Genomic DNA, 25,343 nt, shown 5'->3' on the forward strand with positions numbered 1-25,343 from the left:
CCCGAAAGCGACCCTGAGAGCAATTTAGTGAACGTATTCCGTGGACCTACCCAGTTTTCTGCAGGACCGGCATGTGCCTTAAGCATCGGTAATTTCGATGGCGTGCACAGGGGTCATCGCGCCCTACTCAAACAACTGCAGGATGGCGCTCAAGAACGTGGCTTAGTTAGTTGCGTCATGACATTTGAGCCACACCCCAAGGAATTTTTCTCGCCAGAGCAAGCGCCCCCACGGATTCTGAATTTACGCGACAAGCTTGCCGCCTTTGCCGACATCGGCATTGATCGTGTAGTAGTGGAGCATTTCAACAAGGCATTCGCTCGCCTGACGCCAGAAGAATTTGTTTCTGAAATCATTGTCAAACAACTTCATGCCAAATGGATTTTGATTGGAGATGATTTTTGCTATGGCGCAAAACGCGCTGGCAATTTTGCAAGCCTGAAAGCTGCTGGTGAAAAGTATGGATTTGAAGTTTCGAGTATTCATACAGTGCTCGAAGATGGTGAAAGAATATCTAGCTCAGCATTGCGCAATGCATTAGCCAATGGAACTATGGAACAAGCTAGTAAATTATTAGGTCGCCCTTACGGAATTTCCGGGCACGTCATTCATGGCCAGAAACTGGGGCGCACACTAGGCTTCCCCACATTAAATCTTGCTGTTGCAAATCACCTGCATCACCGTAAGCCAGCAACCAGCGGAATCTTTACCGCTCAAGTGATTGGCCTTGGCGATAAGCCGCTCCCAGCCGTTGCTAGTCTTGGCGTCAGACCCACAGTTGAAGATGCAGGTCGCGTATTGCTGGAGACGCACATCTTCGATTACAACGCTGATGTCTACGGAAAAATTATTACCGTAGAACTCTTAGAAAAAATTCGTGATGAGGCGAAGTACTCCGACCTCGAAACCCTTACCAAAGCGATTGCATCTGATGCAGCGCATGCCAGAAATTATTTCCAGAAAAAATCATATGTCTGAAAAAGAAAATACTTATCCCGTCAATCTTCTAGAGACCTCATTTCCGATGCGGGGAGATCTGCCAAAACGTGAGCCTCAGTGGGTTGCTCAATGGCAGAAAAATAAACTCTATGAAAAGATTCGTGCAGCGCATGCCAATCAACCAAAATTTATTTTGCATGATGGTCCTCCATATGCAAATGGCGATATTCATATTGGTCACGCAGTAAACAAAATCCTCAAGGACATGATTGTGAAGTCCCGTTGGTTAATGGGTTTTGACTCTGTATATGTCCCAGGTTGGGATTGCCATGGCATGCCAATTGAGATTCAGATTGAAAAACAGTTTGGCAAGAATCTGCCGACGGCTGAAGTGCAAGCGAAAGCACGTGCCTATGCGCAAGTGCAGGTTGACAAGCAAAAGATCGACTTTGAGCGCTTAGGAGTTTTGGGTGATTGGAACAACCCTTACCTGACCATGAACTTTCGCAATGAGGCTGATGAGATTCGTGCGCTTGGGAAGATCTGGGAAAAGGGTTATGTCTTCCGCGGCTTAAAGCCAGTGAACTGGTGTTTCGATTGCGGCTCCGCCCTTGCGGAAGCTGAAGTGGAATACCAAGATAAGACAGATCCAACAGTAGATGTTGGTTTTGCATTTGATGATGCACAGCGTCCACAGCTGGCAAAAGCATTTGGCCTACCTGAGATTCCAGCCAAGCCTGGAATGATTGTGATCTGGACAACAACCCCTTGGACTATTCCATCAAACCAAGCATTGAATGTTCATCCTGAGCTCAGCTACGCCTTGGTAGACACTGGCGATAAGTTGCTGATCTTGGCAGAAGATCGCGTAGAAACTTGCTTAGATGATTTCGGGCTTGAAGGCAAAGTCATTGGCACTTGCTTGGGTAGTCAGTTGGCAAATATTTCATTCTGGCACCCTCTTGCTCCATTGCATGAAGGGTACAAACGCCTTTCCCCAATCTACCCCGCAGAATATGTGACGCTCGACACCGGTACTGGTGTAGTGCACTCCGCACCAGCCTATGGTGAGGAAGACTTTAAGTCCTGCAAGGCAAACAAGCTGGCCGATAAAGACATCTTGAACCCAGTGATGGGGAATGGTGTCTATGCTTCTTGGCTACCACTCTTTGCAAATGAATATATTTGGAAAGCCAATCCCAAGATTGTGGAAGCAATGCGTGAAGCAGGGAGCCTGCTCAGAGATAAGACTTATACCCACTCTTATATGCACTGCTGGCGCCATAAGTCACCGATTATTTATCGCGCGACTTCTCAGTGGTTTGCGAGCATGGACAAAAAACCATCCGATGGAAAAGCGAGTCTGCGCGAAGCAGCATTAGCTGGCATTGAAAATACTGAGTTCTTCCCAGCGTGGGGTAAGCAGCGCTTGAGCAGCATGATTGCCAATCGTCCGGATTGGACTTTGTCACGTCAGCGCCAATGGGGCGTCCCAATGGCTTTCTTTGTTCACAAGGAAAGCGGTGAACCACATCCCCGCACGGTGGAATTGCTGGAAGAAATTGCTAAGCGTATTGAAAAAGAAGGTATTGAAGCCTGGCAAAAACTGGAAGTGGCTGAGCTACTTGGCGAGGAAGCGGCTCAATACGAAAAGAATCGTGACACTTTGGATGTGTGGTTTGACTCCGGCACCACCCATTGGCACGTTATTCGTGGTTCGCATCGGGATGAGCTCTATCGTCCAGAAGCCGAGAATGCAGATGGTCGTTTAGCCGACTTGTATCTTGAAGGCTCAGATCAACATCGCGGTTGGTTCCACTCTTCTTTGCTGACTGGCGCCATGCTGGATGGCAAGCCGCCTTATAAAGCGCTCCTGACTCACGGTTTTACTGTGGATGGCCAAGGTCGCAAGATGAGTAAGTCTGTGGGCAACGTGATTGCCCCGCAGCAAGTTGCTGACAAGTTAGGGGCAGAGATTATTCGTCTGTGGGTAGCCTCCACTGATTACTCCGGCGAGATGACCATCTCGGACGAGATTCTGAAACGCGTAGTGGAGAGCTATCGTCGCATTCGCAATACATTGCGTTTCTTGCTGGCCAACCTATCTGACTTTGATCCCAGCAAGGATGCGATGCCTTCAAGTGAATGGCTAGAGATTGATCGTTATGCCGTTGCCCTTGCCAATCAATTACAGCAAGACGTACAAGCGCACTACAAAGCTTACGAATTCCAACCTGCTGTAGCGCGCATGCTCACTTTCTGCTCAGAAGATTTGGGTGGCTTCTACTTAGATATTCTGAAAGACCGCCTCTATACAAATGCTCCGGATTCGAAAGAGCGTCGTGCCGCACAAAATGCGCTTTTCCATATCACTCGCAACCTACTGAAATGGTTGGCACCATTCCTCTCTTTTACTGCTGAAGAAGCTTGGTTGGCATTCCCACAGGGTGCAGGTGAGAAACCAAGTGAATCCATCTTCATGGAAGAGTTTGGCACCTTCCCCGAAATTGTTCAAGCAACAGAGCTGCTCGCCAAATGGAATCGTATTCGTGAAATTCGCTCTGAAGTCACCAAGGCGATTGAGATTGAGCGTGAAGCTGGCAATGTAGGTTCATCCTTACAAGCGGAACTCACTATTAAAGTAGGTGATGTCGATTTTGCAATTTTGCATTCTCTTGAAGATGACTTACGCTTTGTCACTATTACTTCTAGCGCAAATCTCCAACTCAGCAATGAGGGCCTAGAAGTGTTGGTACGTGGCAGTCAATATAAGAAATGTGGTCGCTGCTGGCATCACACTCAAGATGTTGGCGCTAATGCGGAACATCCAGAGTTGTGCGGTCGCTGCATTAGCAATCTTTTTGGGGATGGCGAAGCACGCTTGTTTGCATAAACAAGACAGCACACAGACCACCACAACATCATGACTACAAACCTATCTTTTCTCCGTTATCTAGCTATTGCAATCATTGCGCTATTACTAGACCAACTGAGCAAATGGTCAGCCTTGAGCAATTTGCAGTTGGGAGTGCCTAAACCTGTTTTGCCATTTATGAATTGGCTCCTATTATTTAATCCAGGGGCAGCGTTTTCATTTTTAGCGCAGGGATCTGGCTGGCAGCGCTGGTTCTTCACCATCCTTGGCCTAGCAGCTTCTGCTTATATTATTTGGCTGCTGCACAAGAGCTTGGGCGACAAAATGCTCTGCTGGGCTCTTAGTCTGATCCTGGGTGGCGCACTAGGCAATGTCCTCGATCGCATCATGTATGGCGCTGTAGTGGACTTTATTGACCTACATTACGCCAACTGGCATTGGCCAGCCTTCAATATTGCTGATAGCGCTATTTGTATTGGTGCAGCCCTCATTATTTGGGGCGAGCTACGCAAGTCATTTGGCAAAACCTCCCAATCCCTTTAAGCTGGCGCCATGCAATCACTTTTAAATAAGAAAATCGTTCTAGGCATTTCTGGTGGCATTGCAGCCTATAAGTCTGCCGAGCTAGCGCGCCAGTTGATGCAAGAGGGTGCCAGCGTCCAAGTAGTGATGACAGAAGCTGCTCAGCAGTTTGTGACGCCAGTCACCATGCAAGCACTCACAGGCAATCCGGTTTACACCAGTCAGTGGGATAGCAGCATTGCCAACAATATGGCCCACATTGAACTTTCCAGAGCGGCCGATGCAATTTTGATTGCCCCAGCAAGTGCCGATCTCATGGCAAAGCTTTCTTTAGGTTTGGCTGATGATTTGCTAAGCACGCTGTGCCTAGCAAGAGATTGCCCGCTCCTATTAGCACCGGCAATGAACAAACAAATGTGGGAGCATGCAGCGACACAAAGAAGTGCGCAGCGTCTCACAGAAGATGGCGTTGCATTGCTTGGCCCAGCAAGTGGCTTTCAGGCTTGTGGTGAGGTCGGCTTTGGACGCATGCTCGAACCCGCAGAAATTACCGAGCAACTGATTGCCTTTTTTCAGAAAAAACCATTAGCGGGCAAACGGGTTCTCATTACTGCCGGCCCCACTTTTGAAGCCATTGATCCCGTTCGCGGCATCACCAATCGCAGCTCAGGCAAGATGGGTTTTGCGATTGCGCGTGCAGCAGTTGAGGCTGGCGCAGAGGTTCACCTCATAGCCGGTCCTTGCGATCTAGATACGCCATTAGTTGCAACAGGGAAAATTACGCGTACCAATGTAGTTAGCGCTAAAGAGATGCATACAGCCACAATGCAATCTACTGACTGCGATATTTTCTTTGCCGTTGCTGCAGTCGCTGACTGGGGCATTGCCAAACCAGCTAAAGACAAGATTAAGCGCCAAGGTAAGCAAGCTCCAAGTTTAGAGTTTGTGGCCAACCCAGACATCCTTGCCGATGTTGCCAAGACGGTTAAAACCAAAGGCGGTAAGTTACACCCATACTGCGTTGGCTTTGCAGCAGAATCTACCGATCTCCAAAAACATGCTGAAGAGAAGCGTAAACGCAAAGGCATTCCGATGGTCGTCGGCAATATTGGCCCAGATACTTTTGGTAGCGACCTCAACCAACTCCTCATCATTGATGAAGGCGGTAGCAAGAAAATTGCTAAGGCGGAAAAGCTCCAGCTTGCACGTCAGCTCATCCTGCTAGTCGCAAAAAAAATCTAATCTCTTTCTCGCTTTCATTTCAATTATTTCTATCTCGCTTTAGGAACTTCCATGCAACAACTTCAAGTCAAAATTCTCGATGAGCGTATGCGCGATCAATTACCAGCATACGGCACTCCTGGTAGCGCAGGCTTAGATTTACGCGCTTGCATTGATGAGATCATTGAAATTGCGCCAGGACAGACAGTGCTCGTACCGACAGGCTTAGCAATCTACGTAGAAGATCCGAGATATGCAGCATTCATCCTCCCGCGCTCTGGCCTAGGCCATAAGCATGGCATCGTACTGGGGAACCTTGTAGGGCTAATTGATTCGGATTACCAAGGTCAACTGATGGTGAGCACATGGAATCGTGGCTCCGCGGCATTTAAGCTCGAGCCAATGGAACGCTTGGCTCAGCTGGTGGTGATGCCTGTACAACAAGTAGAGCTCAAGGTGGTTGAAGAGTTCACAGAGAGTAGTCGTGGGGCCAGCGGGTTTGGAAGTACCGGCCGAGGCTAAGCAAGAGCCATAAAGCCATACTGAATTAATCTCGTTGCTCAAAAGAAAAACCACCCTCAGGTGGTTTTTCTTTTCCATCAAACGCTTATACAGCTATTGAAATTTAAATTTCCTCAACTGGTGCAACATCAGCCTTGGGTGCCTTGCCGGTAAGGGCTGGAGCATCAAACTCTAGCTGCACCTTGCCATCAGCATCGATGTCGACATCTACATGACCACCCTGAGCCAATTTACCAAATAGCAATTCGTCAGCGAGCGCTTTGCGAACGGTGTCTTGAATAATGCGCTGCATTGGTCTTGCGCCCATGAGAGGATCAAAGCCATGCTTAGCAAGATGTGCGCGCAATGCGGAGCTAAACGTTGCATCCACCTTCTTCTCGTGTAGTTGTTCTTCTAGTTGCATCAAGAACTTATCAACTACGCGCATGATGATGCTTTCATCAAGTGCTTTGAAGGAGACAATCGCATCTAAACGGTTGCGGAACTCTGGCGTGAAGAACTTCTTAATATCCGCCATCTCATCACCAGACTCACGCGCATTGGTAAAGCCGATAGTGGACTTCTGCATCGCTTCGGCACCAGCATTGGTTGTCATGATGATGATGACATTACGGAAATCCGTCTTACGACCATTGTTATCCGTGAGGGTACCGTGATCCATTACCTGCAAGAGAATATTGAAAATATCTGGATGTGCTTTTTCAATCTCATCAAGCAAGAGAACGCAATGCGGTTTCTTGCTGACGGCCTCAGTTAACAAGCCGCCTTGATCAAAGCCAACGTAGCCAGGAGGCGCGCCAATTAAACGGCTGACTGCATGACGCTCCATGTACTCAGACATATCAAAGCGGAGAAGCTCAATCCCCAAAATATATGCAAGCTGTTTGGCAACTTCAGTTTTACCAACACCAGTTGGGCCTGAGAACAAGAAGGAACCAATCGGTCTATCAATCTTGCCAAGACCAGCACGAGTCATCTTGATAGCACTGGCCAATGCCTCAATTGCAGGATCCTGCCCAAACACCACGCTCTTAATGTCGCGATCGAGCGTTTGCAACTTGCTGCGATCATCCACAGTGACGGACTGTGGCGGTATTCGGGCGATCTTCGCTACGATCTCCTCAATCTCTGGACGACCAATGGTTTTCTTCTGCTTGGATTTGGGCAAAATGCGCTGAGCGGCACCAGCCTCATCAATCACATCAATTGCCTTATCTGGCAAATGACGATCATTAATGTAGCGCGCAGAAAGCTCGGCGGCCGCTACCAAAGCGGCGGCGGCATATTTAACGCCGTGGTGCTCCTCAAAGCGAGACTTGAGGCCACGCAGGATTTGTACAGTCTGATCAACGGTTGGCTCAACGACATCCACCTTCTGGAATCGACGTGACAAGGCCGCATCTTTTTCAAAAATGCCGCGGTACTCAGTAAAGGTGGTTGCGCCAATGCATTTGAGCTGACCATTCGACAAAGCAGGCTTGAGTAAGTTGCTTGCATCTAATGTGCCACCAGAAGCAGCGCCCGCACCGATCAAGGTATGAATTTCATCAATAAATAAGACGCCATGGGCACTATCTTTTAAAGACTTGAGAACGCTTTTCAAGCGTTGCTCAAAATCTCCACGGTACTTAGTGCCCGCCAATAGCGTGCCCATGTCCAATGAATAGACTGTGGCATCAGCCAAAATCTCTGGTACATCACCCTTAACAATGCGCCATGCTAGACCTTCAGCAATTGCAGTCTTACCAACGCCCGCCTCACCCACCAATAAGGGATTATTTTTGCGACGACGGCAAAGCACCTGAATGACTCGCTCGACTTCGCTATCGCGCCCGATTAGCGGATCAATTTTGCCTTGCTTGGCTAAGACATTGAGGTTCTGGGTGTATTGCTCTAAAGGACTCTCTTTGCCACTTGAGCCAGCCTCTTCAGTCTCTTGAGCAGATTCAGCAGGTTTCACATGCTCGGTTTGATCTTTGCGCACACCATGACTAATAAAGTTCACTACATCTAAACGAGTTACACCTTGCTGCTGCAAGAAGTAAACCGCATGAGAATCTTTTTCACCAAAGATAGCAACGAGCACATTCGCTCCAGTGACTTCTTTCTTACCATTCGATGTGGATTGCACATGCATGATGGCGCGTTGAATCACACGCTGGAAGCCTAAGGTTGGCTGCGTATCGACTTCATCATTACCGGGGACAACTGGGGTATTGTCATTAATAAAATTTTTGAGCTGTGCGCGAAGCTCAGCAATATTGACGGCGCAGGCTTTTAAGACCTCCACTGCAGTTGCGTTATCCAACAAAGCAGCAAGCAAATGCTCGACCGTAATAAATTCATGTCTTGAAGCTCGCGCATCAACAAACGCCATGTGCAAACTGACTTCTAGTTCCTGGGCAATCATGCTTCCTCCATAGTGCACTGTAGTGGGTGACCCGCTTCGCGGGAGAGCTCGATAACTTGATGCACTTTTGTTGCCGCAACATCACGTGTAAATACACCGCAAATGCCTTTACCAACCAAATGAACCTGCAACATGATCCGTGTAGCCGTCTCATGATCTTTATTAAAATACTCCTGAATCACCATCACCACAAATTCCATTGGCGTGTAATCGTCATTCAATAGTAAAACTTTATACATCGAAGGCGCCTTTAATTTCTCGGCCTGCTTTTCGAGAAGAATGGTGTCCTCAATGTGGGGGTTGCCTGGACTGCCAACCGTCGGATTTTTCGTTGTACGACTCATGAGAAACATTCTAAACACAGATATATAAATTTGGATTTGAGGGCTTTGTTGCAAAAAACCATCAAGAAAGGCCTCTTAACCCCATATTGGGGCATTTTTCGATAAAAAAAGGGGTCTTTACAAGTAACTATCTTTGCCCAACCCCTTGACACCCCACCATAAAGGGCAAACAATCAGGGGGGTAGGCTTTATTTAAAGTCCTATTTAGGCGTGTTGTAGAGCGAGACTGATTAAAAAGTATTCACCCTCATCACGGTTGTTTTAAGTTTATGTAATGGAGTTCGCATGGCGACCGGAATTGTTAAGTGGTTCAATGATGCAAAAGGTTTTGGCTTTATCAAACCTGATGATGGTGAAGAAGAGTTGTTTGCGCATTTCAGCGCAATCACAATGCCTGGGTTCAAAACCCTCAAGGAAAACCAAAAGGTAACGTTTGATATTACCCAAGGCCCTAAAGGCAAACAAGCTACTAATATCCAAGCAGCTTAATCTGCTTTAGATCATTATTAAAAACCCAGGACTTGTTCCTGGGTTTTTTTTCGTCTGCATTTTCTGACTTCATTAGCCCTGCCTTAGAATTACCCTCACCCACACATACCAATTAAAACACTATGCGTTTACCCAACATCAAACTATTCACCTCCTCACTTGCAGTGATCGCCAGCATCTTTTCAGCCGTTGCTTTTGCACAGCAAAATGTTGGTCTACCAACCATTGAACTCAAGGCTGGAATCTACCGCATTCAGGCGGAAATAGCTGATACGCCAAAGGCGCGTGAAGTTGGGCTCATGAATCGCACCAGCATGCCAACAAATTCAGGGATGCTCTTTATCTTCGAGCAAAAGGCAGGCCATTGCTTTTGGATGAACAACACCAAGATTCCACTGTCGATTGCCTTCATTGCCGATGACGGCAAGATCGTCAACATCGAAGAGATGCAAGCGGAGACTACCAACAACCACTGCCCTAAAGCGGCTGTGCGTTATGCGCTTGAGATGAATAAGCAATGGTTCTCAGAAAGGGTGATTGTGCCAGGCACAATCATTCAGGGCTTACCCAAGAAATAAAAGGCTGCCTGCCCGTAGTCATAAAACAAAAAACGCAGACCTCAGTCTGCGTTTGCTTTTGGGCGCAAGAGAAATTATCCCCTTGCTAATAAACTCAATTATTCAAAGTGACAAACATAGTGCACTGGAGACTCGGCACGGATGATGAAATAACCACCCTTCTCCACTTCCCAGCTTTGACCGGCCTTGAACTCAACTTCTGGAGCACCGTTAATACTAACAAAAGCATTGCCATCGACCACCTCCATGATCTCTTTAGTACTCAGGTCAAAACGCAAAGTGCTTGGCAACACTACACCAACAGACTTACGAATACCATTTGGCAAAGTTACGGTATGGGATACACACTTGCCATCGAAAAATACATTGGCTTTTTTGCCTACAGATACTTGATCAAATTGCATCTTTATTCTTTCTAATTTGAATTACTAGCTTGTTGTTTGTCTAAATTATTTGGCACGCTTGCGTCTTGCAGTTTCAGCAATCCGCATACGTAAAGCATTGAGCTTAATAAATCCACCGGCATCCGCTTGGTTATAAGCACCGCCGTCATCATCAAAGGTGGCGATTGTCTGATCAAACAAAGTATTCGCCGAGTCACGTGAGATCACCGATACAGATCCTTTGTAAAGCTTCAGACGCACAACACCATTGACCATCTGTTGCGTGTGATCGATCAAGGTTTGCAGAGCCAGACGCTCTGGCGCCCACCATAAACCGTTGTAGATCAAGCTGGCGTAGCGTGGCATCAAATCATCTTTAAGGTGAGCTACTTCACGATCCAAAGTAATACTCTCAATACCGCGGTGCGCTTTTAACAAAATAGTGCCGCCAGGGGTTTCATAACAGCCACGGCTCTTCATGCCAACAAAGCGGTTCTCGACTAAGTCAAGACGACCAATGCCATGCATGCCACCGATGCGATTGAGCTCAGCCAATAACTCATGCGGCTTGTAAGCTTTGCCATTAATTGCCACTGGATCACCAGCGCGGAATTCAATTTCAATAATTTCTGGGGCGTCAGGAGCCTTCTCGGGAGATACCGTCCAACGCCACATCGATTCTTCTGCCTCCGCATTCGGGTTCTCGAGGTGACGACCTTCGTAGCTGATATGCAAGAGATTGGCATCCATTGAATAAGGTGACCCGCCCTGCTTATGCTTCATCTCAACTGGAATGCCATGCTTTTCTGCATAGGCCATCAATTTTTCACGAGAGAGGAGATCCCACTCACGCCAGGGAGCAATTACTTTGATTCCTGGCTCGAGTGCGTAGTAACCCAGCTCAAAACGTACCTGGTCATTACCTTTGCCAGTCGCACCATGCGATACAGAGTCCGCACCAGTCTGACGAGCAATCTCAATTTGACGCTTGGCAATCAATGGACGCGCGATGGAAGTGCCTAACAGGTACTCGCCCTCATAAATGGTATTGGCGCGGAACATAGGAAATACAAAGTCGCGCACAAACTCTTCACGCAAGTCATCAATAAAAATGTTTTCTGGCTTGATGCCGAACTGCAAGGCTTTAGCACGCGCTGGCTCAAGTTCCTCACCCTGACCCAAGTCAGCAGTAAAAGTAACAATCTCGCATTGATAGGTATCTTGAAGCCACTTCAAGATTACACTGGTATCAAGACCACCGGAATACGCTAGAACTACTTTTTTAATATCAGACATGATTTTTATTCAATCAAAAAATTAATTAACAACTTACCAAGATAAATTACTTAAAAAAAATTAATCCAAACGCCCGCAGAGCAAGTATTCCATCAAGGCCTTTTGAACATGTAAGCGATTTTCTGCCTCTTCCCAAACAATGCTTTGAGGACCATCAATCACTTCAGCAGACACTTCTTCACCGCGATGTGCTGGCAAGCAATGCATGAACAATGCATCCGGCTTAGCCAATGCCATTAACTCTTCATCAACCATCCAGTCTTTGAAAGCAGTCATACGAGAAGTATTCTCATCCTCATAACCCATGCTGGTCCAGACATCAGTTGTTACTAAATCAGCATCTTTGCAAGCATCCTTTGGATCAGCACAAACAGTCAGGTGTTTCAAAGCCTTTTCAGTCAATCGAGAGGCATCTAACTGATAACCGACCGGCGCAGAGAAGCGAATCTGGAAATCCAAGCATTCGGCAGCCTGGATCCAGGTGTAAGCCATATTGTTGGCATCACCTACCCAAGCGACTGTTTTGCCCTGGATTGGGCCGCGCGCCTCTACAAAGGTAAAGATATCGGCCAATACTTGGCAGGGGTGGTATTCATTGGTAAGGCCATTGATGACAGGCACACGAGAATTGGCTGCAAAGCGCTCAATAATCTCTTGACCGAAGGTGCGGATCATGATGATGTCAGTCATTCTTGAAATCACCTGTGCAGCGTCCTCCACAGGCTCTCCACGACCCAGCTGGGTGTCGCGGGTGTTCAGATATACGGCATGTCCACCAAGCTGGTGTATGCCCGCCTCAAAGGAGAGGCGAGTACGAGTGGAATGCTTCTCAAAAATCATCGCCAGAGTGCGATCGTGCAAGGGATGCCAAGTCTCATAACTCTTGAACTTGGTCTTGAGCCATGCGGAGCGCTTGAGCAAATAGTCGTACTCTTCGCGTGTCAGGTCAGCAAACTGCAAGTAATGCTTAACCTGGCCAGGCACTTGAGGCTTTGCCAATGATGTCATTGTTGAGCTTTCTACTAGAGTTTTAGCTTGCATTTTTTGTTTGGGGCATCGAACTGCACGAAAATAGTTCCTAAAGTCATCCTAAGGCCTTCTCAGACTGTTAAGCTAGAGGGCTGAGCAACACTTATTTCTTACAACGATTTCTACGCCAACTTGAACCACAAAAAGCTTTTCATTCAAGGCATTACAACTTCTGGCAAACCTTTTCGTCCCAGTGACTGGGCCGAACGTCTTTGCGGGGTAATGGCCACTTTTCGCCCGCCAGGCGATGCTGGCGACCCCCGCTTCACTTACTCGCCCTATGTCAGACCAGTGGTAATTGCAAAAGTGAAATGCGTTGTTATTGATACCAGACTAGGAGAGCTTGATCCGAGAGCACTCGACTTTGTCATTAACTTTGCCAAAGACAACAGCCTGCCAATCGAAGAAGCCTGCGAATTCGAACCGAATTCGCAATCCCAGTCCTAAAAACAAAAACCCGCCCTGATAAGGAGCGGGCTTAGGCCCAGATCACTCTAGAGCCTGCCTAAAACTATATAAGTCTTACGCTGCCATTGCCTTGATAGCTGCAGACAAACGTGACTTCTGACGTGATGCAGTATTTTTGTGAGCAATCTTCTTATCAGCAATCTTATCGATTGTTGATTGAGTTGCTGCGAACACTTTAGCTGCAGCAGCCTTGTCGCCAGTTTCAATTGCTTTACGAACTGCCTTGATGGAAGTGCGGAGCTTTGAACGCAAGCTAGAGTTGTGTTCATTCTGTTTTACTGCCTGCCGTGCGCGTTTACGCGCTTGTGCGGTATTGGCCATCTTTAAACCTTGCTATATAAAAAATACAAAATACGGTTAACTAAAATTCTGTGTGGGTTCGCCAAATTTGTAAGCTGACTCACCAAAACCCAAGATTTTACATTAAAGGACTAAAAAAGCCCAGCCGCTTGATAAATAGGGGAAAATTAGCCCATGAATCTGCTTTCTGCTGCCGCCAAGGTTAGCTCCCTCACGATGCTCTCCAGGATTACTGGACTCCTCCGGGAAACCCTGATTGCCCGTAGTTTTGGGGCCTCGGAGTGGACTGACGCCTTTAATGTGGCCTTCAGACTACCCAATTTGCTGCGCCGACTCTTCGCCGAAGGCGCCTTTTCCCAGGCATTCGTGCCCATTTTGGGAGAAATTTCCAGCCAAGGCGACGTAAAACAGTCCCAAATCCTCGTAAATGCCGTTGCCACGCTCTTATTCTGGGCTTTGCTGCTCACAGTACTCCTTGGGGTCGTTGGCGCCCCCCTGTTGATTCTGGCCATTGCTACAGGCTTTGAAGGCGGTCCAGCCTATGAGGCAAGCGTAGTCATGACCCGAATCATGTTTCCGTATATCGGCCTCATTTCCATGGTTTCCCTATCAGCCGGAATCCTGAATACCTTTGGCCGCTTTGCTATTCCGGCATTTACCCCAGTTTTACTCAATTTAGCCCTTATTGGCAGCGCCATCTTTTTGGCACCCTATCTGGATCAACCGATTTATGCCCTCAGCATCGGGGTTCTTTTGGGCGGCGTACTGCAGTTGGCAATTCAAATTCCGGCACTTTCTCGCCTAGGCTTATTGCCCAGGGTTGGTCTATTGCCAGGCGCAATCAAATCCGCTATCCAAAATCCAGACGCTAGACGGGTCATGAAATTAATGGGGCCGGCTGTTTTTGCAGTGTCTGTTGCTCAGATCTCACTGATCATTAATACCAATATTGCTTCTCGCTTACAAACTGGTAGCGTGTCTTGGCTCTCGTATGCCGACCGCCTAATGGAATTTCCAACAGCACTTCTCGGTGTCGCGCTAGGAACAGTCTTACTACCAAGCCTGAGTAAAGCAAATGCAAAAAATGACTTAGTTCATGCTGGTGAACTGTTGATCTGGGGATTGCAACTCACCTTTTTACTTGCCGCCCCTTGCGCAATTGCCCTCTTTATTTTTGGGGAGCCTCTTGCAGCAGTCTTGTATCACTACGGTAAATTTACCGCCCTAGACGTACTGATGACGCAGCGCGCATTGGCAGCCTACGGAGTTGGATTGATTGGCTTGATTTTGGTGAAGATCTTGGCTCCAGGCTTTTACTCACGCCAAGACATTCGTACACCAGTCAAAATTGGTTTGTTGGTTTTAGTAGCCACGCAGTTGGCCAACTTGGTTTTTGTTCCTTGGCTCGGGCATGCCGGATTAGCTCTTTCAGTTGGTGCTGGCGCCTGCCTTAATGCGACATTGCTGTGGGTAGGCCTGCATCGTCGTGGCGCCCTCCCCAGCGCTGCATGGTTAAAGTATTTGAGCCAGTTACTGCTTGCCTTAATTCCATTCTCATTCCTGCTGTATTACGCAGCGACTGCGCATGATTGGATTGCACTTCAGCAAACTCCTTGGACTAGGGTTGGGTTGCTGGCCGCTTGGCTTGCTGCCGCTGCAGTGATTTACTTTGGAGCCCTAGGCCTTGTGGGTATCCGCTGGCAAAAATTCCTGCGTCATGCAAAATAGCTGATATGCCAACACAACAACTCGACTATTTCACCTCCTTAGTTGCTGAAGACGAACACCTCCCTTTAACTGAGGCTGCGGTAGCCGTTGCACAGCATGCCTATCCCGACCTGGATGTGCAGGGAGCGCTCGATCAGATTGATCAATGGGGCAATAAGCTCAAAAAACAAATTACCCCAGATACCCCACCGATTCAGCGTCTGCAATTGTTAAAGCATTTCTTTTACAACGACTTGGGTTTTGGTCCTAATTCCAATGATTTCTACGCGCCCGAGAATTCTTATCTCCACCAGATCATTGATAATCGCCGTGGTATCCCAATCTCCTTAGCCATCCTAATGATGGAGTTAGGCCAACAGGTTGGCTTGAATATTCGCGGAGTCTCTTTCCCGAATCACTTCATGATGCGCATCTCCTTGCAACAAGGTGAAATCATCATGGACCCATTGACCGGTGACTCGCTATCCAAGAATCAATTGCAGGAAATGTTAGACCCCTACCTTGACGCTAAAGGCTATCGCGGCGAACTCAGCCTGCCTCTGAATATTTTCTTGCGCGCCTCTAGCTCTCGAGAAATTCTCTCGCGCTTTATGAGAAATCTCAAAATGATTTATTCAGAAGACGAGCGTTGGGAGCGCTTACTCGGCATTCAGGAGCGTCTAGTGATTTTGTTGCCAGACTCGAATGAAGAAATTCGCGACCGCGGTTTAATCTTTGCCCAGCTTGAATACGTGCGCCCCGCTATAGCCGACCTACATCAATATTTAAGCGAGATGCCAGGTGCAGAGGATGCGGCAGATATACGTGAGCACATCGCTACACTCGAGAGCCAAACTAAACTGCATTAAGCACTCAAGTTCAGCAATCTCAAAAAGGATTGCTGATTGCTGGCGCTTATTTCTTTTTGCGCTGAAAGAGTTTGTACACAGCAGCCATCACAATCGGAATAGCGGCTGCGCCAATACCAATCAATACGATGACATTGAGGTTCTGGCGAATGATGGGAATATTGCCAAAGAAGTAACCGGCCACCACCAGTCCAAATACCCACAAAAGTGCACCAGTAATATTAAATAACTGAAAGCGCGAGAAATTCATTTCCGATACACCCGCCACAAATGGTGCGAAGGTGCGGATGATTGGCAGAAAGCGTGCCACGATAATTGTTTTACCGCCGTGTTTCTCATAAAAAGAATGGGTCTTGCGCAAAGCTGCTTGATCAATCCAGCGCGATTGGCTAGCAAAAATTCTTTTGCCGATCCAGCGGCCAATGAAGTAGTTCACGGTATTTCCAGCAATGGCAGCGATTAGCAATCCAATGCATAAAGTCCAGAGATTAAAATGCTCAGTAGCACAGTAGGCCCCGGCAATAAATAGCAATGAGTCACCCGGCAAAAATGGAGCTACAACTAATCCGGTCTCCGCAAAAACGATAGCAAAAAGTAAGCCATAAGCCCAATAGCCGTATTGCTGAATCACCACGTCCAAATGACGATCAATGTGTAATAGCAAATCGCCTAACTGCAATAAGGTGTCGATCAAATCGTGCTCCAGGTATTCGTTGCAAGGATATTAACAGGCTAGCAATACAGATTGCGTCATTTCATTCCTATAATGGGGGATGCATACTGAACCCCACATTCAGCCTAAGCATGCCCCTGATCAAGCGCCAATACTGTGTATTGTTGGCCCTACAGGCGCAGGCAAAACCTATCTCGCAATGGCATTAGCGGAACATGCGAAATCCATTGGTCAAACCGTTGAATTAATCAGCATGGACTCCGCCTTGGTGTATCGCGGACTAAATATTGGAAGCGCTAAGCCGACCAAAGCAGAGCAAGTAGCAGTTCAACACCACCTGATTGATATCCTAGAGCCAACTGAATCCTACTCTGCAGCGCGCTTTGCAAATGATGCTAAGCGACTGTGTGAAGAAATTCGTGGTCGCGGAAATATTCCTGTTGTAGTGGGTGGCACGATGCTCTACTGGCGCGCATGGGCGCATGGCCTCTCTTCCCTGCCACCAGCTGATCCAGAAATTCGCGCCCGCCTAGATGAGCAAGGTAAAGCGATTGGCTGGCCTGCAATGCATACTGAACTCGCTAAATTAGATCCCGTTACCGCTGCACGCTTACAGCCCAATGACTCTCAACGCGTACAACGTGCATTAGAGGTTTACGAAATCACTGGCAAACCCTTGTCTGAACTGCTGGCAAATTCACCAAGCGAGGATGGTAGAGAGGGCTCAGCCATTCCCACATGGATTGATCTGATATCCCTAGAGCCCAGTGATCGCGCCCGCCTGCATCAGAGCTTAGAAAAACGCTTTGATGAAATGCTAGTCGGAGGACTGCTAGAAGAAGTTGAGGCGCTGAGAAAAAATCCAGACCTGCATGCGGACTTGCCTGCTATTCGTTCAGTTGGGTATCGACAAGTCTGGGAATATTTGGATGGCGAAGTCGACCAAGAAGAGATGCGTTATAAAGCGCTGGCTGCCACAAGGCAATTAGGGAAAAGGCAGTTGACTTGGTTGCGCGCAATCGCCGGAAGAAAGACTTTCGACCCCTTCAATCCAACTGAGTTGAATGCAGCCTTGGACTATTGCAAGCAAAGCATAGGTAAATAGACTTTTGCCGAGTATTAAATAACGATTGTTTGTGGAGCACCAGCTGGACGCTCTACAACCTCGCCAACAATCCAAGCATGTAAACCTTCAGCCTTGAGGGATTGGATTGCAACATCCGCCTGATCAGCAGACACAATCACCACCATACCAATGCCGCAGTTAAATACACGCACCATTTCTGCATCCGCTACGCCACCCTTCATCTGCAACCAGCGGAAAAGCTCTGGCATTTGCCAGCTATCACGATGCAATACGGCTTGCGTATTTTCTGGGAGTACACGTGGCACGTTGTCTACTAAACCACCACCAGTAATGTGAGCCATACCCTTCACATTGATCTCACCGATCAACTTCAGCAACTGCTTCACATAAATTTGTGTTGGAGCCATCACCACATCACCCAAGGGACGTCCACCCAAATCATCAGTCGGTTTTGCACCAGCACGCTCAATAATTTTGCGAACCAATGAATAACCATTGGAATGTGCCCCGCTTGAAGCAATTGCCAAAACGACATCACCAGGAGTAATCGTTGCACCAGTAATGATTTTGGATTTTTCAACAGCACCAACTGCAAAGCCTGCTAAATCGTATTCACCAGGAGGATACATACCAGGCATCTCAGCAGTTTCGCCGCCAATGAGGGCGCAGCCAGACAACTCACAACCCATTGCAATGCCACCAACCACAGTTGCAGCTGTATCAACAGTGAGCTTGCCACAAGCAAAGTAATCCAAGAAAAAGAGGGGTTCGGCACCTTGAACCAAAATGTCATTCACGCTCATAGCCACCAAATCTTGGCCGATCGTATCGTGACGATTCCACTCAAAGGCCAGTCTCAGCTTCGTGCCAACACCGTCAGTACCAGATACCAAAACTGGCTCTTTATAGCGCTTAGGCACTTCAAAGAGAGCGCCAAAGCCGCCAATCCCAGCTAGCACACCTTCACGCATGGTTTTCTTAGCCAAAGGCTTAATGCGATCTACCAAATCATCCCCAGCGTCAATATCGACGCCAGCGTCACGGTAGGAAAGGCCTTTTGAGGAAGAATTAGTAGATGAGGTCATGGCAGAGATAGAAGATTAGTAAAAAACACTACTTGGTCGGTAGAATCATTGAATTCTAGAGGATTCGAGCACGATGGCTGAAATTTTTACCCCTTTTCTGACTGCATTTATTCTGGCTTACGCCTTGCGCCCAGTTTGCTTGTGGCTTGAGAGGCATCGCCTACCCCGCGCAGCTGCAGCTGCAACTGCCATGATTATTGGCCTGGGAGTGTGTTTTTTGATTTTGAGCCTGTTTATTACCCTCCTCAAAACCGAAATTCCCCTCATCAAGGCTCAATTTCCAGAATGGATCCAAAATACCCAATCTTGGCTTGGGCCCAAGTTAAGTGAATTTCAAATTGATGTGGATTGGAGCACCCTCAAGTCGAGCGCCACTCAAAAGATTACTGAACACCTAAATGACAATTCCGATGCGTTGATGACATCCACACTAGAAACAGTGTTGATGTCGGGCAGCTCAGTTATTACCGGATTCGTTAATGCAGTACTGACGCTATTTGTGATGTTTTATCTATTGATCGACTGGGACCATTTTTTCAAACTAGTCAAATCGATTGTTCCAGTACGCGCGCAAGAAACCATTCACCATCTCGCCATGCATGCCGATGGTTTGCTCTCCCAATATCTCAGGGGCATGTTGATTGTTATTTCCATCATGTCTATTTTCTACAGTGCTGGATTAAGTATCATTGGAATTAAAGGCGCTGTGGCATTAGGTGTATTCACTGCGCTCATGATTGTGATTCCCTACATTGGGATCACCTTAGGCTTCACCTTGGCGATCTTGGCAGCCCTTCTGCAATTTGGGCCTGGTGGTGCAATCATTGGTGTCCTGGTGCTGTATGGTCTCGGCCAATTCATCGAAGGCTTCTTTCTAACACCACGCCTAGTGGGCGAGCGGATTGGACTGCATCCCGTTGCCGTGCTGTTTGCCTTGTTGTTATTTGGAAAATTATTTGGCTTCTTTGGAGTGCTCCTAGCATTGCCAACCAGTGCAGTAGGTTTGGTTCTACTTCAGTATGGCTGGTCACGGTATACCCAAAGCCCGTGGTACCAAAAGTAAATTTCTGCAGCAATGAATAACACTCCACTGCCACGGCAATTTGCTCTCGATATCAGCCATATCCCCACACCCAGCTTAAATAATTTTTTAGCTGGGGAAAATCTAGCGCTGCACTCTGCTTTGTTGGATTTAGCTAAATCCTGGCAAGTGAACACCCCAAGATTAGTAAGTGAGAACCCCTTAAATCAACGCTGGATGTATTGGTGGGGCCCTGAGGGCTCTGGTCGCACCCATTTACTCAGCGCAATTGGTAACGCCGCTCAGCAACTAGGGCTGGAGCACTTTCCTCTTACCCCCAATGAACCGATTTCTTGGGTGCGCCTAGAAGAAAACCTATCCACTCTCTGTGCAAGCGATAAACCCTCTGTAATCACTGTGGATGACGTGGATCGACTTGATGAACGCTTAGTGGCATCTTTATTTCGTATTCTGAACGCCATTCAAGGCAGCAAAGGGGTTCATATTTTCATGGCAGGCAACGCTGCCCCTGGCGCTTTAAGGCTCAGAGAAGACCTGCGTACCCGCCTGGGATGGGGTTTAATCTTTCAAACCCATCTTTTGGGCGATGATGAGAAAATACAAGCATTACAACAAGCAGCGCAAGCGCGTGGCTTGGTTTTATCACCAGATGTACTGCCTTGGCTACTCAATCGCTTTTATCGGGATATGCCGAACCTGATGGCCTTGATGGATGCTTTGGATGCTTACTCACTAGAAACAAAACGTGCTGTCACCTTGCCTCTTGTACGAGAGCTCTTGCAGCCCAAATAAATATTAATGACTCAATTAGCACTCTTCGATTTAGATCACACCCTCCTTCCCTGCGACAGCGATTACGAATGGGGTCAGTTCTTGGCGCGCATTGGTGTGGTGGATAGCAAATTCTATGCGCAGCAAAATGAGCGCTTCTATCAGGACTACAAAGATGGCAAGCTCGATATCCAGCAATTTCTTCGCTTTGCTTTAAAGCCACTCTCAGAACATTCCCGAGCCCAACTGAAAGAATGGCATGACGCCTTCATGGAAGAAGTCATTACCGGCCAGTTGCGTCAACAAGCAGTTGATCTAGTGAAGCGCCACCAAGATGCTGGCGATCTTTGCTGCGTTGTCACCGCCACCAATAGCTTTGTCACAAGGCCTATCGTGGAAAGTTTTGGTATTGAGCATCTTGTTGCTACCGAACCCGCTACCGTGGGCGATAACCCACTTGCCAATTTCACTGGCGAAGTAAAAGGGATTCCGAACTTTCGGGAAGGAAAAATTCAACGAGTGCACGATTGGCTTGCCAGTCAAGATTTAGCATTAGATCACTTGCCACATAGCTATTTTTATTCAGACTCCATGAATGATTTACCCCTCCTGGAAAAAGTAAGCAATCCTGTTGCTACTAATCCGGATACTCGCCTGCGTGACGAAGCCACAAAACGCAATTGGCCCATACTTGAACTGTTTGCATGATTACCAAATTTATTAAACGTATTTTGCGTCGCGACCCCATGGTCCGACATACCGCCGCTCACACCTCTGGTGCCCCAAAACGGGTTCCTAAAAAATCCCATCGCATTGATCCGCACTTGCTTTCTAAAAACGCAGTAAAGGTAACACACACTCTGCAACAAGCCGGCTACGACGCTTTTATTGTGGGGGGCGCTGTACGGGATTTGGCTTTAGGCATTGGCCCCAAAGATTTTGATGTGGCAACCAACGCAACACCAGAACAAGTACAAAAACTTTTCCGTAAGGCGCGCCTCATTGGTCGTCGCTTTCAGATTGTGCACGTCACTTTTTTTGGCAAAGGCCAGCCGGAAATCATTGAGGTATCCACCTTTAGAGCCTTACTGGAGAACGCTGGAGAGCATGTCGCTGAAAATGGCCGCATCTTGCGAGATAACGTTTGGGGTAGTCAGCATGAAGACGCTGCGCGCCGAGATTTCAGTATCAATGCGATGTATTACGACCCTGCCACTGAAACCGTGCTCGACTATCACGGCGGTATGGCAGACATGCAGAAGAAAACCTTGCGCATGATTGGTGATCCCGCTAAGCGCTATCGCGAAGATCCGATTCGGATGTTGCGTGCAATTCGCTTTGCCGCTAAAACGGGCTTCACACTGGATGCAGCAACACGCGCACCGATCGCCAAATTAGGCAAACTGATTCATGATGTTCCTTCAGCGCGACTGTTTGATGAAATTCTCAAGCTCCTCATGTCAGGTTACTCATGGGCTGCTATTCAGGGATTAAAAGAAGCTGGACTACACCATGGCCTCCTTCCCTTGCTTGACCATATTCTGGACAGCAAAGCAGACTCTAAAGAGGCGAATGATTTTGTTCGCATTGCTTTAGCTAATACCGACGAACGCATTCAATCTGGTAAGAGTGTGTCAGCCGGATTCTTGTTTGCTACCTTGTTGTGGCCAGATCTCCTGAGTAACTGGAAAAAAAATATCGCCAAAGGGGTTTCCAATATCCCAGCACTGCATGATGCGATGGATGAAACCATTGCCAGCCAAAGCAGTGGCATGGTCATCCAGCGTCGCTTTGAAAGTGATATGCGAGAAATCTGGTCTATGCAACCCCGCTTTGAAAAGCGTGTTGGCCGCTACCCTTATCGCCTGGTTGAGTCCCCACGTTTTAGAGCGGGTTATGACTTTATGCTGCTCCGTTGCGCTACTGGTGAGAAAAATCCAGCCTTAGGTGAGTGGTGGACTAGCTTTATTGCTGCAGATCCTACGGGCCAAGAAGCCTTAATGGCTAGCGTCAAGAACGAGAGTGGCAATAGCGCATCACCTACCAAGCGACGCCGTCGCAGAAAAGCCAAAGTTGCCGCGCCCACCGAAGGTGCAGCAGACTAAGCAGGCCTGAGAAAAATTCAGTAAAGTAGTTTCCGTAGTTTCGTATCGCTTTATTTCTCGTTTGGGATGCGCATGGCTCGAGCTTTTATCGGATTTGGTGGCAATATCGGTGACACGCGTCAGCTCATTACTGACGCGATTGTTTGCCTTGCGCAGCGTTGTGAACTCCAGATCATTGCCAAAAGCTGTTTCTATCAAAGCGCACCCTTTCAGGCTGCTGGTGGCGACTATATCAACGCGGTGATTGAGATTGAGACCCAACTAAGCCCTTATGGCCTATTGCATGTCTGCCAAGCCGTTGAACAAGAATTTGGTCGTGAGCGCCCCTATACCAATGCACCGCGCACCTTAGACTTAGACATTCTGTCCTTTGAGGGCGTCTCTCAGGGAGATTCTGAGTTAACCCTCCCTCATCCCAAAATCATTGAGCGCTCATTTGTCTTGCTGCCACTCCTAGAAATTGCTCCCGACTTCTTTTTGCCGAACTGGGGTGAACTCAAGGCCTATTTGCCTCAAGTTGCCGACCAGCGTATTGAAAAACTCCCTTGCCGCAACTGTAATTGCGGTGAAAAAGACGTTTATAGCCAATCTACGCATTAATTCATTAAACTCACGCCATGGGTTACTTGCAAGGCGAAAAGCCAATTACGATTTCTAAACTCCTCTCGATGCGTGCCGAGGGTGAAAAAATAACGATGCTGACGGCATACGATTCAACGATGTCCGCGTTGTTGAACCGCTGTGGAGTGGAGACCATTCTGATTGGCGACTCCTTGGGCAATGTAATTCAGGGACACTCAAGCACTACGCCGGTAACTGTAGAGCAGGTGGCGTATCACACGGAATGTGTGGCTCGGGCAAATTCACATGCTTTTGTAATCGCCGATCTTCCCTTCGCTAGCTATGGAGATCCCGCTCAAGCCTTAGATTCAGCAGCAGAACTCATGCGTGCTGGTGCCGATATGGTGAAGCTCGAAGGTGGCGATTGGCAAATCGACATCATTCAATATTTAGTGAAGCGTAGCGTGCCCGTTTGCGCTCACCTTGGTTTGCTACCTCAGTCCGTTCACATCCTGGGTGGCTACAAAGTTCAAGGCAAGTCTAAAGATGCAGCCAGTCTAATGCTGGAACAAGCTATTGCTTGCGAACAAGCTGGCGCCCAGATGATTGTGCTCGAGGCTATTCCAGCCTCCCTTGGAAGACACATTACGGAGTCCCTCTCTATCCCCACCATTGGAATTGGGGCAGGCGCAGATTGCTCAGGGCAAGTATTGGTACTGCAAGATATGCTGGGCATTAGCCCCGGTAAGCCGCCGAAGTTTGTTAAAAACTTTCTGGAAGGTCATGCCTCTATTGAGGCAGCAGTCAAAGCCTATGTTCGAGAAGTGAAATCCGGAAAATTTCCCGGACCCGAACACGGCTTTGCTGGATAAGCTTGAACTACTAGTTAACTAAAAAAACTTTTTACCCCATCAAACCATCCCTTTTGATGGGGATTGTGTTTATCCCCGCCCGATTTAAGGCTGTCATCAAATTTCTGCAGTAATTTTTTCTGCTCATCAGTCAACTTGACTGGTGTTTCTACCGCTACGTGAACAAACAAATCACCAACCAAGGTGGAGCGCAAACCTTTAATACCTTTATTGCGCAAACGGAATGTTTTACCAGTCTGCGTACCTTCAGGAATCGGGAACTCTACGCGCCCCGAAAGGGTTGGCACTTCAATATCCCCGCCAATCGTTGCGGCTGTAAAGGAAATGGGCATTTGTACATGCAAATCACTACCATCACGCTCAAATACCTTATGGGGTTTAACTCTGACTTCTACATAGAGATCGCCGGATGGTCCGCCATTCACCCCTGGTTCACCGTTACCGACTGAGCGGACACGCATGCCATCATCAATACCCGCAGGAATTTTGATTTCCAGTGTTTTTTGTTCTTTATGTTTACCACTGCCATGGCAAGTTTTGCATGGCTTAGGAATGTACTCGCCCGTGCCGCGACACTTAGGGCAAGTTTGCTGCATCGAGAAGAATCCTTGCTGTACCCGGACTTGGCCGTGGCCATCGCAAGTCGTACATCTCTCAGCCTTGCTACCAGGCTCTGCGCCAGTGCCATGACATGGTTTGCAATTACTCCAGCTTGGCACCCGAATTTGAGTGGTGTAACCCTCGGCCGCTTGCTCGAGAGTGATCTCCATGTTGTAACGTAAATCAGCGCCTTTATAGACTTGCGGCCCTGACTGTCGTCCGCCGCCTTGACCGAAGATATCGCCGAAGATATCACCGAATGCGTCCGCAAAACCACCGCTGCCACCGAAACCGCCGCCGCCAAAACCACTAGACTGATCAACGCCCGCATGACCATATTGATCATAAGCAGCGCGTTTATTGGGATCGGTTAATGTTTCGTAAGCTTCTTTAACTTCTTTAAATTGGGCTTCTGCTGTTTTGCTATCGGGGTTGCGATCGGGGTGATGCTTCATGGCCATCTTCCGATAAGCTTTTTTTAGCTCTTCATCGCTGGCACCTTTCGCAACACCAAGCACTTCGTAATAATCGCGTTTACTTTTAGGCACAAAATTCCTCTCAACAACCTGAATGACACAAGTCGGCACGAGGCCGA

Annotated in this window: 26 protein-coding genes; 17 read left to right on the plus strand and 9 right to left on the minus strand. The window is 47.9% G+C overall.

Annotated elements, in window-relative coordinates; translation table 11 throughout:
* Positions 1-27: 27 nt before the first annotated feature.
* From ICN12_RS06260 to dut, 5 genes are read left to right on the plus strand one after another with little or no spacing between them, the layout of a single operon-like run.
* Positions 28-978, plus strand: a complete 951-nt coding sequence (locus tag ICN12_RS06260) for a bifunctional riboflavin kinase/FAD synthetase (protein WP_216271630.1) — start codon at positions 28-30, stop codon at positions 976-978.
* Positions 953-3,832 carry an isoleucine--tRNA ligase gene (ileS, locus tag ICN12_RS06265; protein WP_370624966.1) on the plus strand — a complete coding sequence of 960 codons (2,880 nt, stop codon included), beginning with the start codon at positions 953-955 and terminating at the stop codon, positions 3,830-3,832. The genes ICN12_RS06260 and ileS overlap by 26 nt, the downstream gene beginning before the upstream one ends.
* 30 nt (positions 3,833-3,862) lie before the next feature.
* A complete protein-coding gene (gene lspA, locus ICN12_RS06270) occupies positions 3,863-4,357 on the plus strand; it encodes a signal peptidase II (protein ID WP_216271632.1) in 495 nt (164 codons plus the stop codon).
* Between the two features lie 9 nt (positions 4,358-4,366).
* Positions 4,367-5,578: a bifunctional phosphopantothenoylcysteine decarboxylase/phosphopantothenate--cysteine ligase CoaBC gene (gene coaBC / locus ICN12_RS06275; RefSeq protein WP_216271633.1), complete on the plus strand. Its 1,212-nt coding sequence runs from the start codon at positions 4,367-4,369 to the stop codon at positions 5,576-5,578.
* A 51-nt stretch (positions 5,579-5,629) separates the two neighbouring features.
* On the plus strand, positions 5,630-6,079 hold the full coding sequence (gene dut / locus ICN12_RS06280; protein WP_216271634.1) for a dUTP diphosphatase: 450 nt from the start codon (positions 5,630-5,632) through the stop codon (positions 6,077-6,079).
* A 103-nt stretch (positions 6,080-6,182) separates the two neighbouring features.
* Here the strand turns inward: dut and clpA are convergent, their stop codons facing one another.
* Together clpA and clpS are read right to left on the minus strand one after the other, a co-directional pair.
* On the minus strand, positions 6,183-8,489 hold the full coding sequence (gene clpA / locus ICN12_RS06285) for an ATP-dependent Clp protease ATP-binding subunit ClpA (RefSeq protein ID WP_216271635.1): 2,307 nt from the start codon (positions 8,487-8,489) through the stop codon (positions 6,183-6,185).
* Complete coding sequence (gene clpS, locus ICN12_RS06290; RefSeq protein ID WP_216271751.1) at positions 8,486-8,842, minus strand: ATP-dependent Clp protease adapter ClpS; 357 nt, start codon at positions 8,840-8,842, stop codon at positions 8,486-8,488. Before clpS ends, clpA begins: the two co-directional genes overlap by 4 nt.
* A 276-nt stretch (positions 8,843-9,118) precedes the next feature.
* Here clpS and ICN12_RS06295 point away from each other — a divergent pair, with 276 nt between their 5' ends.
* A complete protein-coding gene (locus ICN12_RS06295) occupies positions 9,119-9,322 on the plus strand; it encodes a cold-shock protein (RefSeq protein WP_011903586.1) in 204 nt (67 codons plus the stop codon).
* 122 nt (positions 9,323-9,444) lie between these two features.
* A complete protein-coding gene (locus ICN12_RS06300; protein WP_216271637.1) occupies positions 9,445-9,900 on the plus strand; it encodes a DUF192 domain-containing protein in 456 nt (151 codons plus the stop codon).
* A 98-nt stretch (positions 9,901-9,998) separates the two neighbouring features.
* On the opposite strand, the gene ppnP is transcribed toward ICN12_RS06300, so the two are convergent.
* The 3 genes from ppnP to argF are packed head-to-tail and all read right to left on the minus strand — an operon-like array spanning position 9,999 to position 12,587.
* Positions 9,999-10,304 (minus strand): pyrimidine/purine nucleoside phosphorylase, encoded by a 306-nt coding sequence (gene ppnP / locus ICN12_RS06305; RefSeq protein ID WP_215325668.1) that lies wholly within the window; start codon positions 10,302-10,304, stop codon positions 9,999-10,001.
* A 45-nt stretch (positions 10,305-10,349) separates the two neighbouring features.
* Positions 10,350-11,579 carry an argininosuccinate synthase gene (locus ICN12_RS06310; protein ID WP_215301905.1) on the minus strand — a complete coding sequence of 410 codons (1,230 nt, stop codon included), beginning with the start codon at positions 11,577-11,579 and terminating at the stop codon, positions 10,350-10,352.
* 60 nt (positions 11,580-11,639) lie between these two features.
* Complete coding sequence (argF, locus tag ICN12_RS06315; protein ID WP_216271639.1) at positions 11,640-12,587, minus strand: ornithine carbamoyltransferase; 948 nt, start codon at positions 12,585-12,587, stop codon at positions 11,640-11,642.
* 153 nt (positions 12,588-12,740) lie between these two features.
* On the opposite strand from argF, the gene ICN12_RS06320 reads away from it, so the two are divergent.
* Positions 12,741-13,055, plus strand: coding sequence for a DUF3579 domain-containing protein (locus ICN12_RS06320; protein WP_216271641.1), 315 nt, complete (start codon positions 12,741-12,743; stop codon positions 13,053-13,055).
* Between the two features lie 75 nt (positions 13,056-13,130).
* Here the strand turns inward: ICN12_RS06320 and rpsT are convergent, their stop codons facing one another.
* The gene (gene rpsT, locus ICN12_RS06325; protein ID WP_015421893.1) at positions 13,131-13,397 is read right to left on the minus strand and encodes a 30S ribosomal protein S20; all 267 of its coding nucleotides are present in this window, start codon (positions 13,395-13,397) and stop codon (positions 13,131-13,133) included.
* 153 nt (positions 13,398-13,550) lie between these two features.
* Between rpsT and murJ the strand changes: the two genes are divergently transcribed.
* Both murJ and ICN12_RS06335 read left to right on the plus strand, forming a co-directional pair.
* The gene (gene murJ, locus ICN12_RS06330) at positions 13,551-15,104 is read left to right on the plus strand and encodes a murein biosynthesis integral membrane protein MurJ (RefSeq protein WP_216271643.1); all 1,554 of its coding nucleotides are present in this window, start codon (positions 13,551-13,553) and stop codon (positions 15,102-15,104) included.
* A gap of 5 nt (positions 15,105-15,109) precedes the next feature.
* Positions 15,110-15,952, plus strand: a complete 843-nt coding sequence (locus ICN12_RS06335) for a SirB1 family protein (protein ID WP_216271644.1) — start codon at positions 15,110-15,112, stop codon at positions 15,950-15,952.
* A 46-nt stretch (positions 15,953-15,998) separates the two neighbouring features.
* On the opposite strand, the gene ICN12_RS06340 is transcribed toward ICN12_RS06335, so the two are convergent.
* The gene (locus ICN12_RS06340) at positions 15,999-16,643 is read right to left on the minus strand and encodes a VTT domain-containing protein (protein WP_216271752.1); all 645 of its coding nucleotides are present in this window, start codon (positions 16,641-16,643) and stop codon (positions 15,999-16,001) included.
* An 82-nt stretch (positions 16,644-16,725) separates the two neighbouring features.
* Here ICN12_RS06340 and miaA point away from each other — a divergent pair, with 82 nt between their 5' ends.
* Positions 16,726-17,730 carry a tRNA (adenosine(37)-N6)-dimethylallyltransferase MiaA gene (gene miaA / locus ICN12_RS06345; RefSeq protein WP_216271646.1) on the plus strand — a complete coding sequence of 335 codons (1,005 nt, stop codon included), beginning with the start codon at positions 16,726-16,728 and terminating at the stop codon, positions 17,728-17,730.
* 14 nt (positions 17,731-17,744) lie between these two features.
* Here the strand turns inward: miaA and purM are convergent, their stop codons facing one another.
* Entirely contained in the window at positions 17,745-18,797 is a 1,053-nt protein-coding gene (purM, locus tag ICN12_RS06350; protein ID WP_216271648.1) for a phosphoribosylformylglycinamidine cyclo-ligase, read from the minus strand.
* Positions 18,798-18,870: 73 nt separating this feature from the next.
* Between purM and ICN12_RS06355 the strand changes: the two genes are divergently transcribed.
* The 6 genes from ICN12_RS06355 to panB all read left to right on the plus strand — a co-directional run bounded on the left by ICN12_RS06355 (position 18,871) and on the right by panB (position 24,148).
* Positions 18,871-19,860, plus strand: coding sequence for an AI-2E family transporter (locus ICN12_RS06355; RefSeq protein ID WP_216271650.1), 990 nt, complete (start codon positions 18,871-18,873; stop codon positions 19,858-19,860).
* Positions 19,861-19,872: 12 nt separating this feature from the next.
* Positions 19,873-20,631 (plus strand): DnaA regulatory inactivator Hda, encoded by a 759-nt coding sequence (gene hda / locus ICN12_RS06360; RefSeq protein ID WP_216271652.1) that lies wholly within the window; start codon positions 19,873-19,875, stop codon positions 20,629-20,631.
* A gap of 6 nt (positions 20,632-20,637) precedes the next feature.
* Positions 20,638-21,318, plus strand: coding sequence for a histidinol-phosphatase (locus ICN12_RS06365; protein WP_216271654.1), 681 nt, complete (start codon positions 20,638-20,640; stop codon positions 21,316-21,318).
* Entirely contained in the window at positions 21,315-22,715 is a 1,401-nt protein-coding gene (gene pcnB, locus ICN12_RS06370; RefSeq protein WP_216271656.1) for a polynucleotide adenylyltransferase PcnB, read from the plus strand. Before ICN12_RS06365 ends, pcnB begins: the two co-directional genes overlap by 4 nt.
* 72 nt (positions 22,716-22,787) lie before the next feature.
* Complete coding sequence (gene folK, locus ICN12_RS06375; RefSeq protein WP_216271658.1) at positions 22,788-23,315, plus strand: 2-amino-4-hydroxy-6-hydroxymethyldihydropteridine diphosphokinase; 528 nt, start codon at positions 22,788-22,790, stop codon at positions 23,313-23,315.
* A gap of 17 nt (positions 23,316-23,332) precedes the next feature.
* Positions 23,333-24,148 (plus strand): 3-methyl-2-oxobutanoate hydroxymethyltransferase, encoded by an 816-nt coding sequence (gene panB / locus ICN12_RS06380; RefSeq protein ID WP_216271660.1) that lies wholly within the window; start codon positions 23,333-23,335, stop codon positions 24,146-24,148.
* Between the two features lie 14 nt (positions 24,149-24,162).
* Here the strand turns inward: panB and dnaJ are convergent, their stop codons facing one another.
* On the minus strand, positions 24,163-25,296 hold the full coding sequence (dnaJ, locus tag ICN12_RS06385; RefSeq protein WP_216271662.1) for a molecular chaperone DnaJ: 1,134 nt from the start codon (positions 25,294-25,296) through the stop codon (positions 24,163-24,165).
* Positions 25,297-25,343 lie beyond the last annotated feature (47 nt).

Source organism: Polynucleobacter sp. AM-25C3 (assembly GCF_018882335.1).
In the GTDB taxonomy this organism is placed as follows: domain Bacteria; phylum Pseudomonadota; class Gammaproteobacteria; order Burkholderiales; family Burkholderiaceae; genus Polynucleobacter.

What these genes read in the sequence shown, in the direction of transcription:
- lspA (WP_216271632.1), top strand. Translation starts at nt 3,863, where the DNA reads ATGACTACAAACCTATCTTTTCTCCGTTATCTAGCTATTGCAATCATT.
- coaBC (WP_216271633.1), top strand. Translation starts at nt 4,367, where the DNA reads ATGCAATCACTTTTAAATAAGAAAATCGTTCTAGGCATTTCTGGTGGC.
- dut (WP_216271634.1), top strand. Translation starts at nt 5,630, where the DNA reads ATGCAACAACTTCAAGTCAAAATTCTCGATGAGCGTATGCGCGATCAA.
- clpA (WP_216271635.1), bottom strand. Translation starts at nt 8,489, where the DNA reads ATGATTGCCCAGGAACTAGAAGTCAGTTTGCACATGGCGTTTGTTGAT.
- clpS (WP_216271751.1), bottom strand. Translation starts at nt 8,842, where the DNA reads ATGTTTCTCATGAGTCGTACAACGAAAAATCCGACGGTTGGCAGTCCA.
- ICN12_RS06295 (WP_011903586.1), top strand. Translation starts at nt 9,119, where the DNA reads ATGGCGACCGGAATTGTTAAGTGGTTCAATGATGCAAAAGGTTTTGGC.
- ICN12_RS06300 (WP_216271637.1), top strand. Translation starts at nt 9,445, where the DNA reads ATGCGTTTACCCAACATCAAACTATTCACCTCCTCACTTGCAGTGATC.
- ppnP (WP_215325668.1), bottom strand. Translation starts at nt 10,304, where the DNA reads ATGCAATTTGATCAAGTATCTGTAGGCAAAAAAGCCAATGTATTTTTC.
- ICN12_RS06310 (WP_215301905.1), bottom strand. Translation starts at nt 11,579, where the DNA reads ATGTCTGATATTAAAAAAGTAGTTCTAGCGTATTCCGGTGGTCTTGAT.
- argF (WP_216271639.1), bottom strand. Translation starts at nt 12,587, where the DNA reads ATGACATCATTGGCAAAGCCTCAAGTGCCTGGCCAGGTTAAGCATTAC.
- rpsT (WP_015421893.1), bottom strand. Translation starts at nt 13,397, where the DNA reads ATGGCCAATACCGCACAAGCGCGTAAACGCGCACGGCAGGCAGTAAAA.
- murJ (WP_216271643.1), top strand. Translation starts at nt 13,551, where the DNA reads ATGAATCTGCTTTCTGCTGCCGCCAAGGTTAGCTCCCTCACGATGCTC.
- ICN12_RS06335 (WP_216271644.1), top strand. Translation starts at nt 15,110, where the DNA reads ATGCCAACACAACAACTCGACTATTTCACCTCCTTAGTTGCTGAAGAC.
- miaA (WP_216271646.1), top strand. Translation starts at nt 16,726, where the DNA reads ATGCATACTGAACCCCACATTCAGCCTAAGCATGCCCCTGATCAAGCG.
- purM (WP_216271648.1), bottom strand. Translation starts at nt 18,797, where the DNA reads ATGACCTCATCTACTAATTCTTCCTCAAAAGGCCTTTCCTACCGTGAC.
- ICN12_RS06355 (WP_216271650.1), top strand. Translation starts at nt 18,871, where the DNA reads ATGGCTGAAATTTTTACCCCTTTTCTGACTGCATTTATTCTGGCTTAC.
- hda (WP_216271652.1), top strand. Translation starts at nt 19,873, where the DNA reads ATGAATAACACTCCACTGCCACGGCAATTTGCTCTCGATATCAGCCAT.
- ICN12_RS06365 (WP_216271654.1), top strand. Translation starts at nt 20,638, where the DNA reads ATGACTCAATTAGCACTCTTCGATTTAGATCACACCCTCCTTCCCTGC.
- pcnB (WP_216271656.1), top strand. Translation starts at nt 21,315, where the DNA reads ATGATTACCAAATTTATTAAACGTATTTTGCGTCGCGACCCCATGGTC.
- folK (WP_216271658.1), top strand. Translation starts at nt 22,788, where the DNA reads ATGGCTCGAGCTTTTATCGGATTTGGTGGCAATATCGGTGACACGCGT.
- panB (WP_216271660.1), top strand. Translation starts at nt 23,333, where the DNA reads ATGGGTTACTTGCAAGGCGAAAAGCCAATTACGATTTCTAAACTCCTC.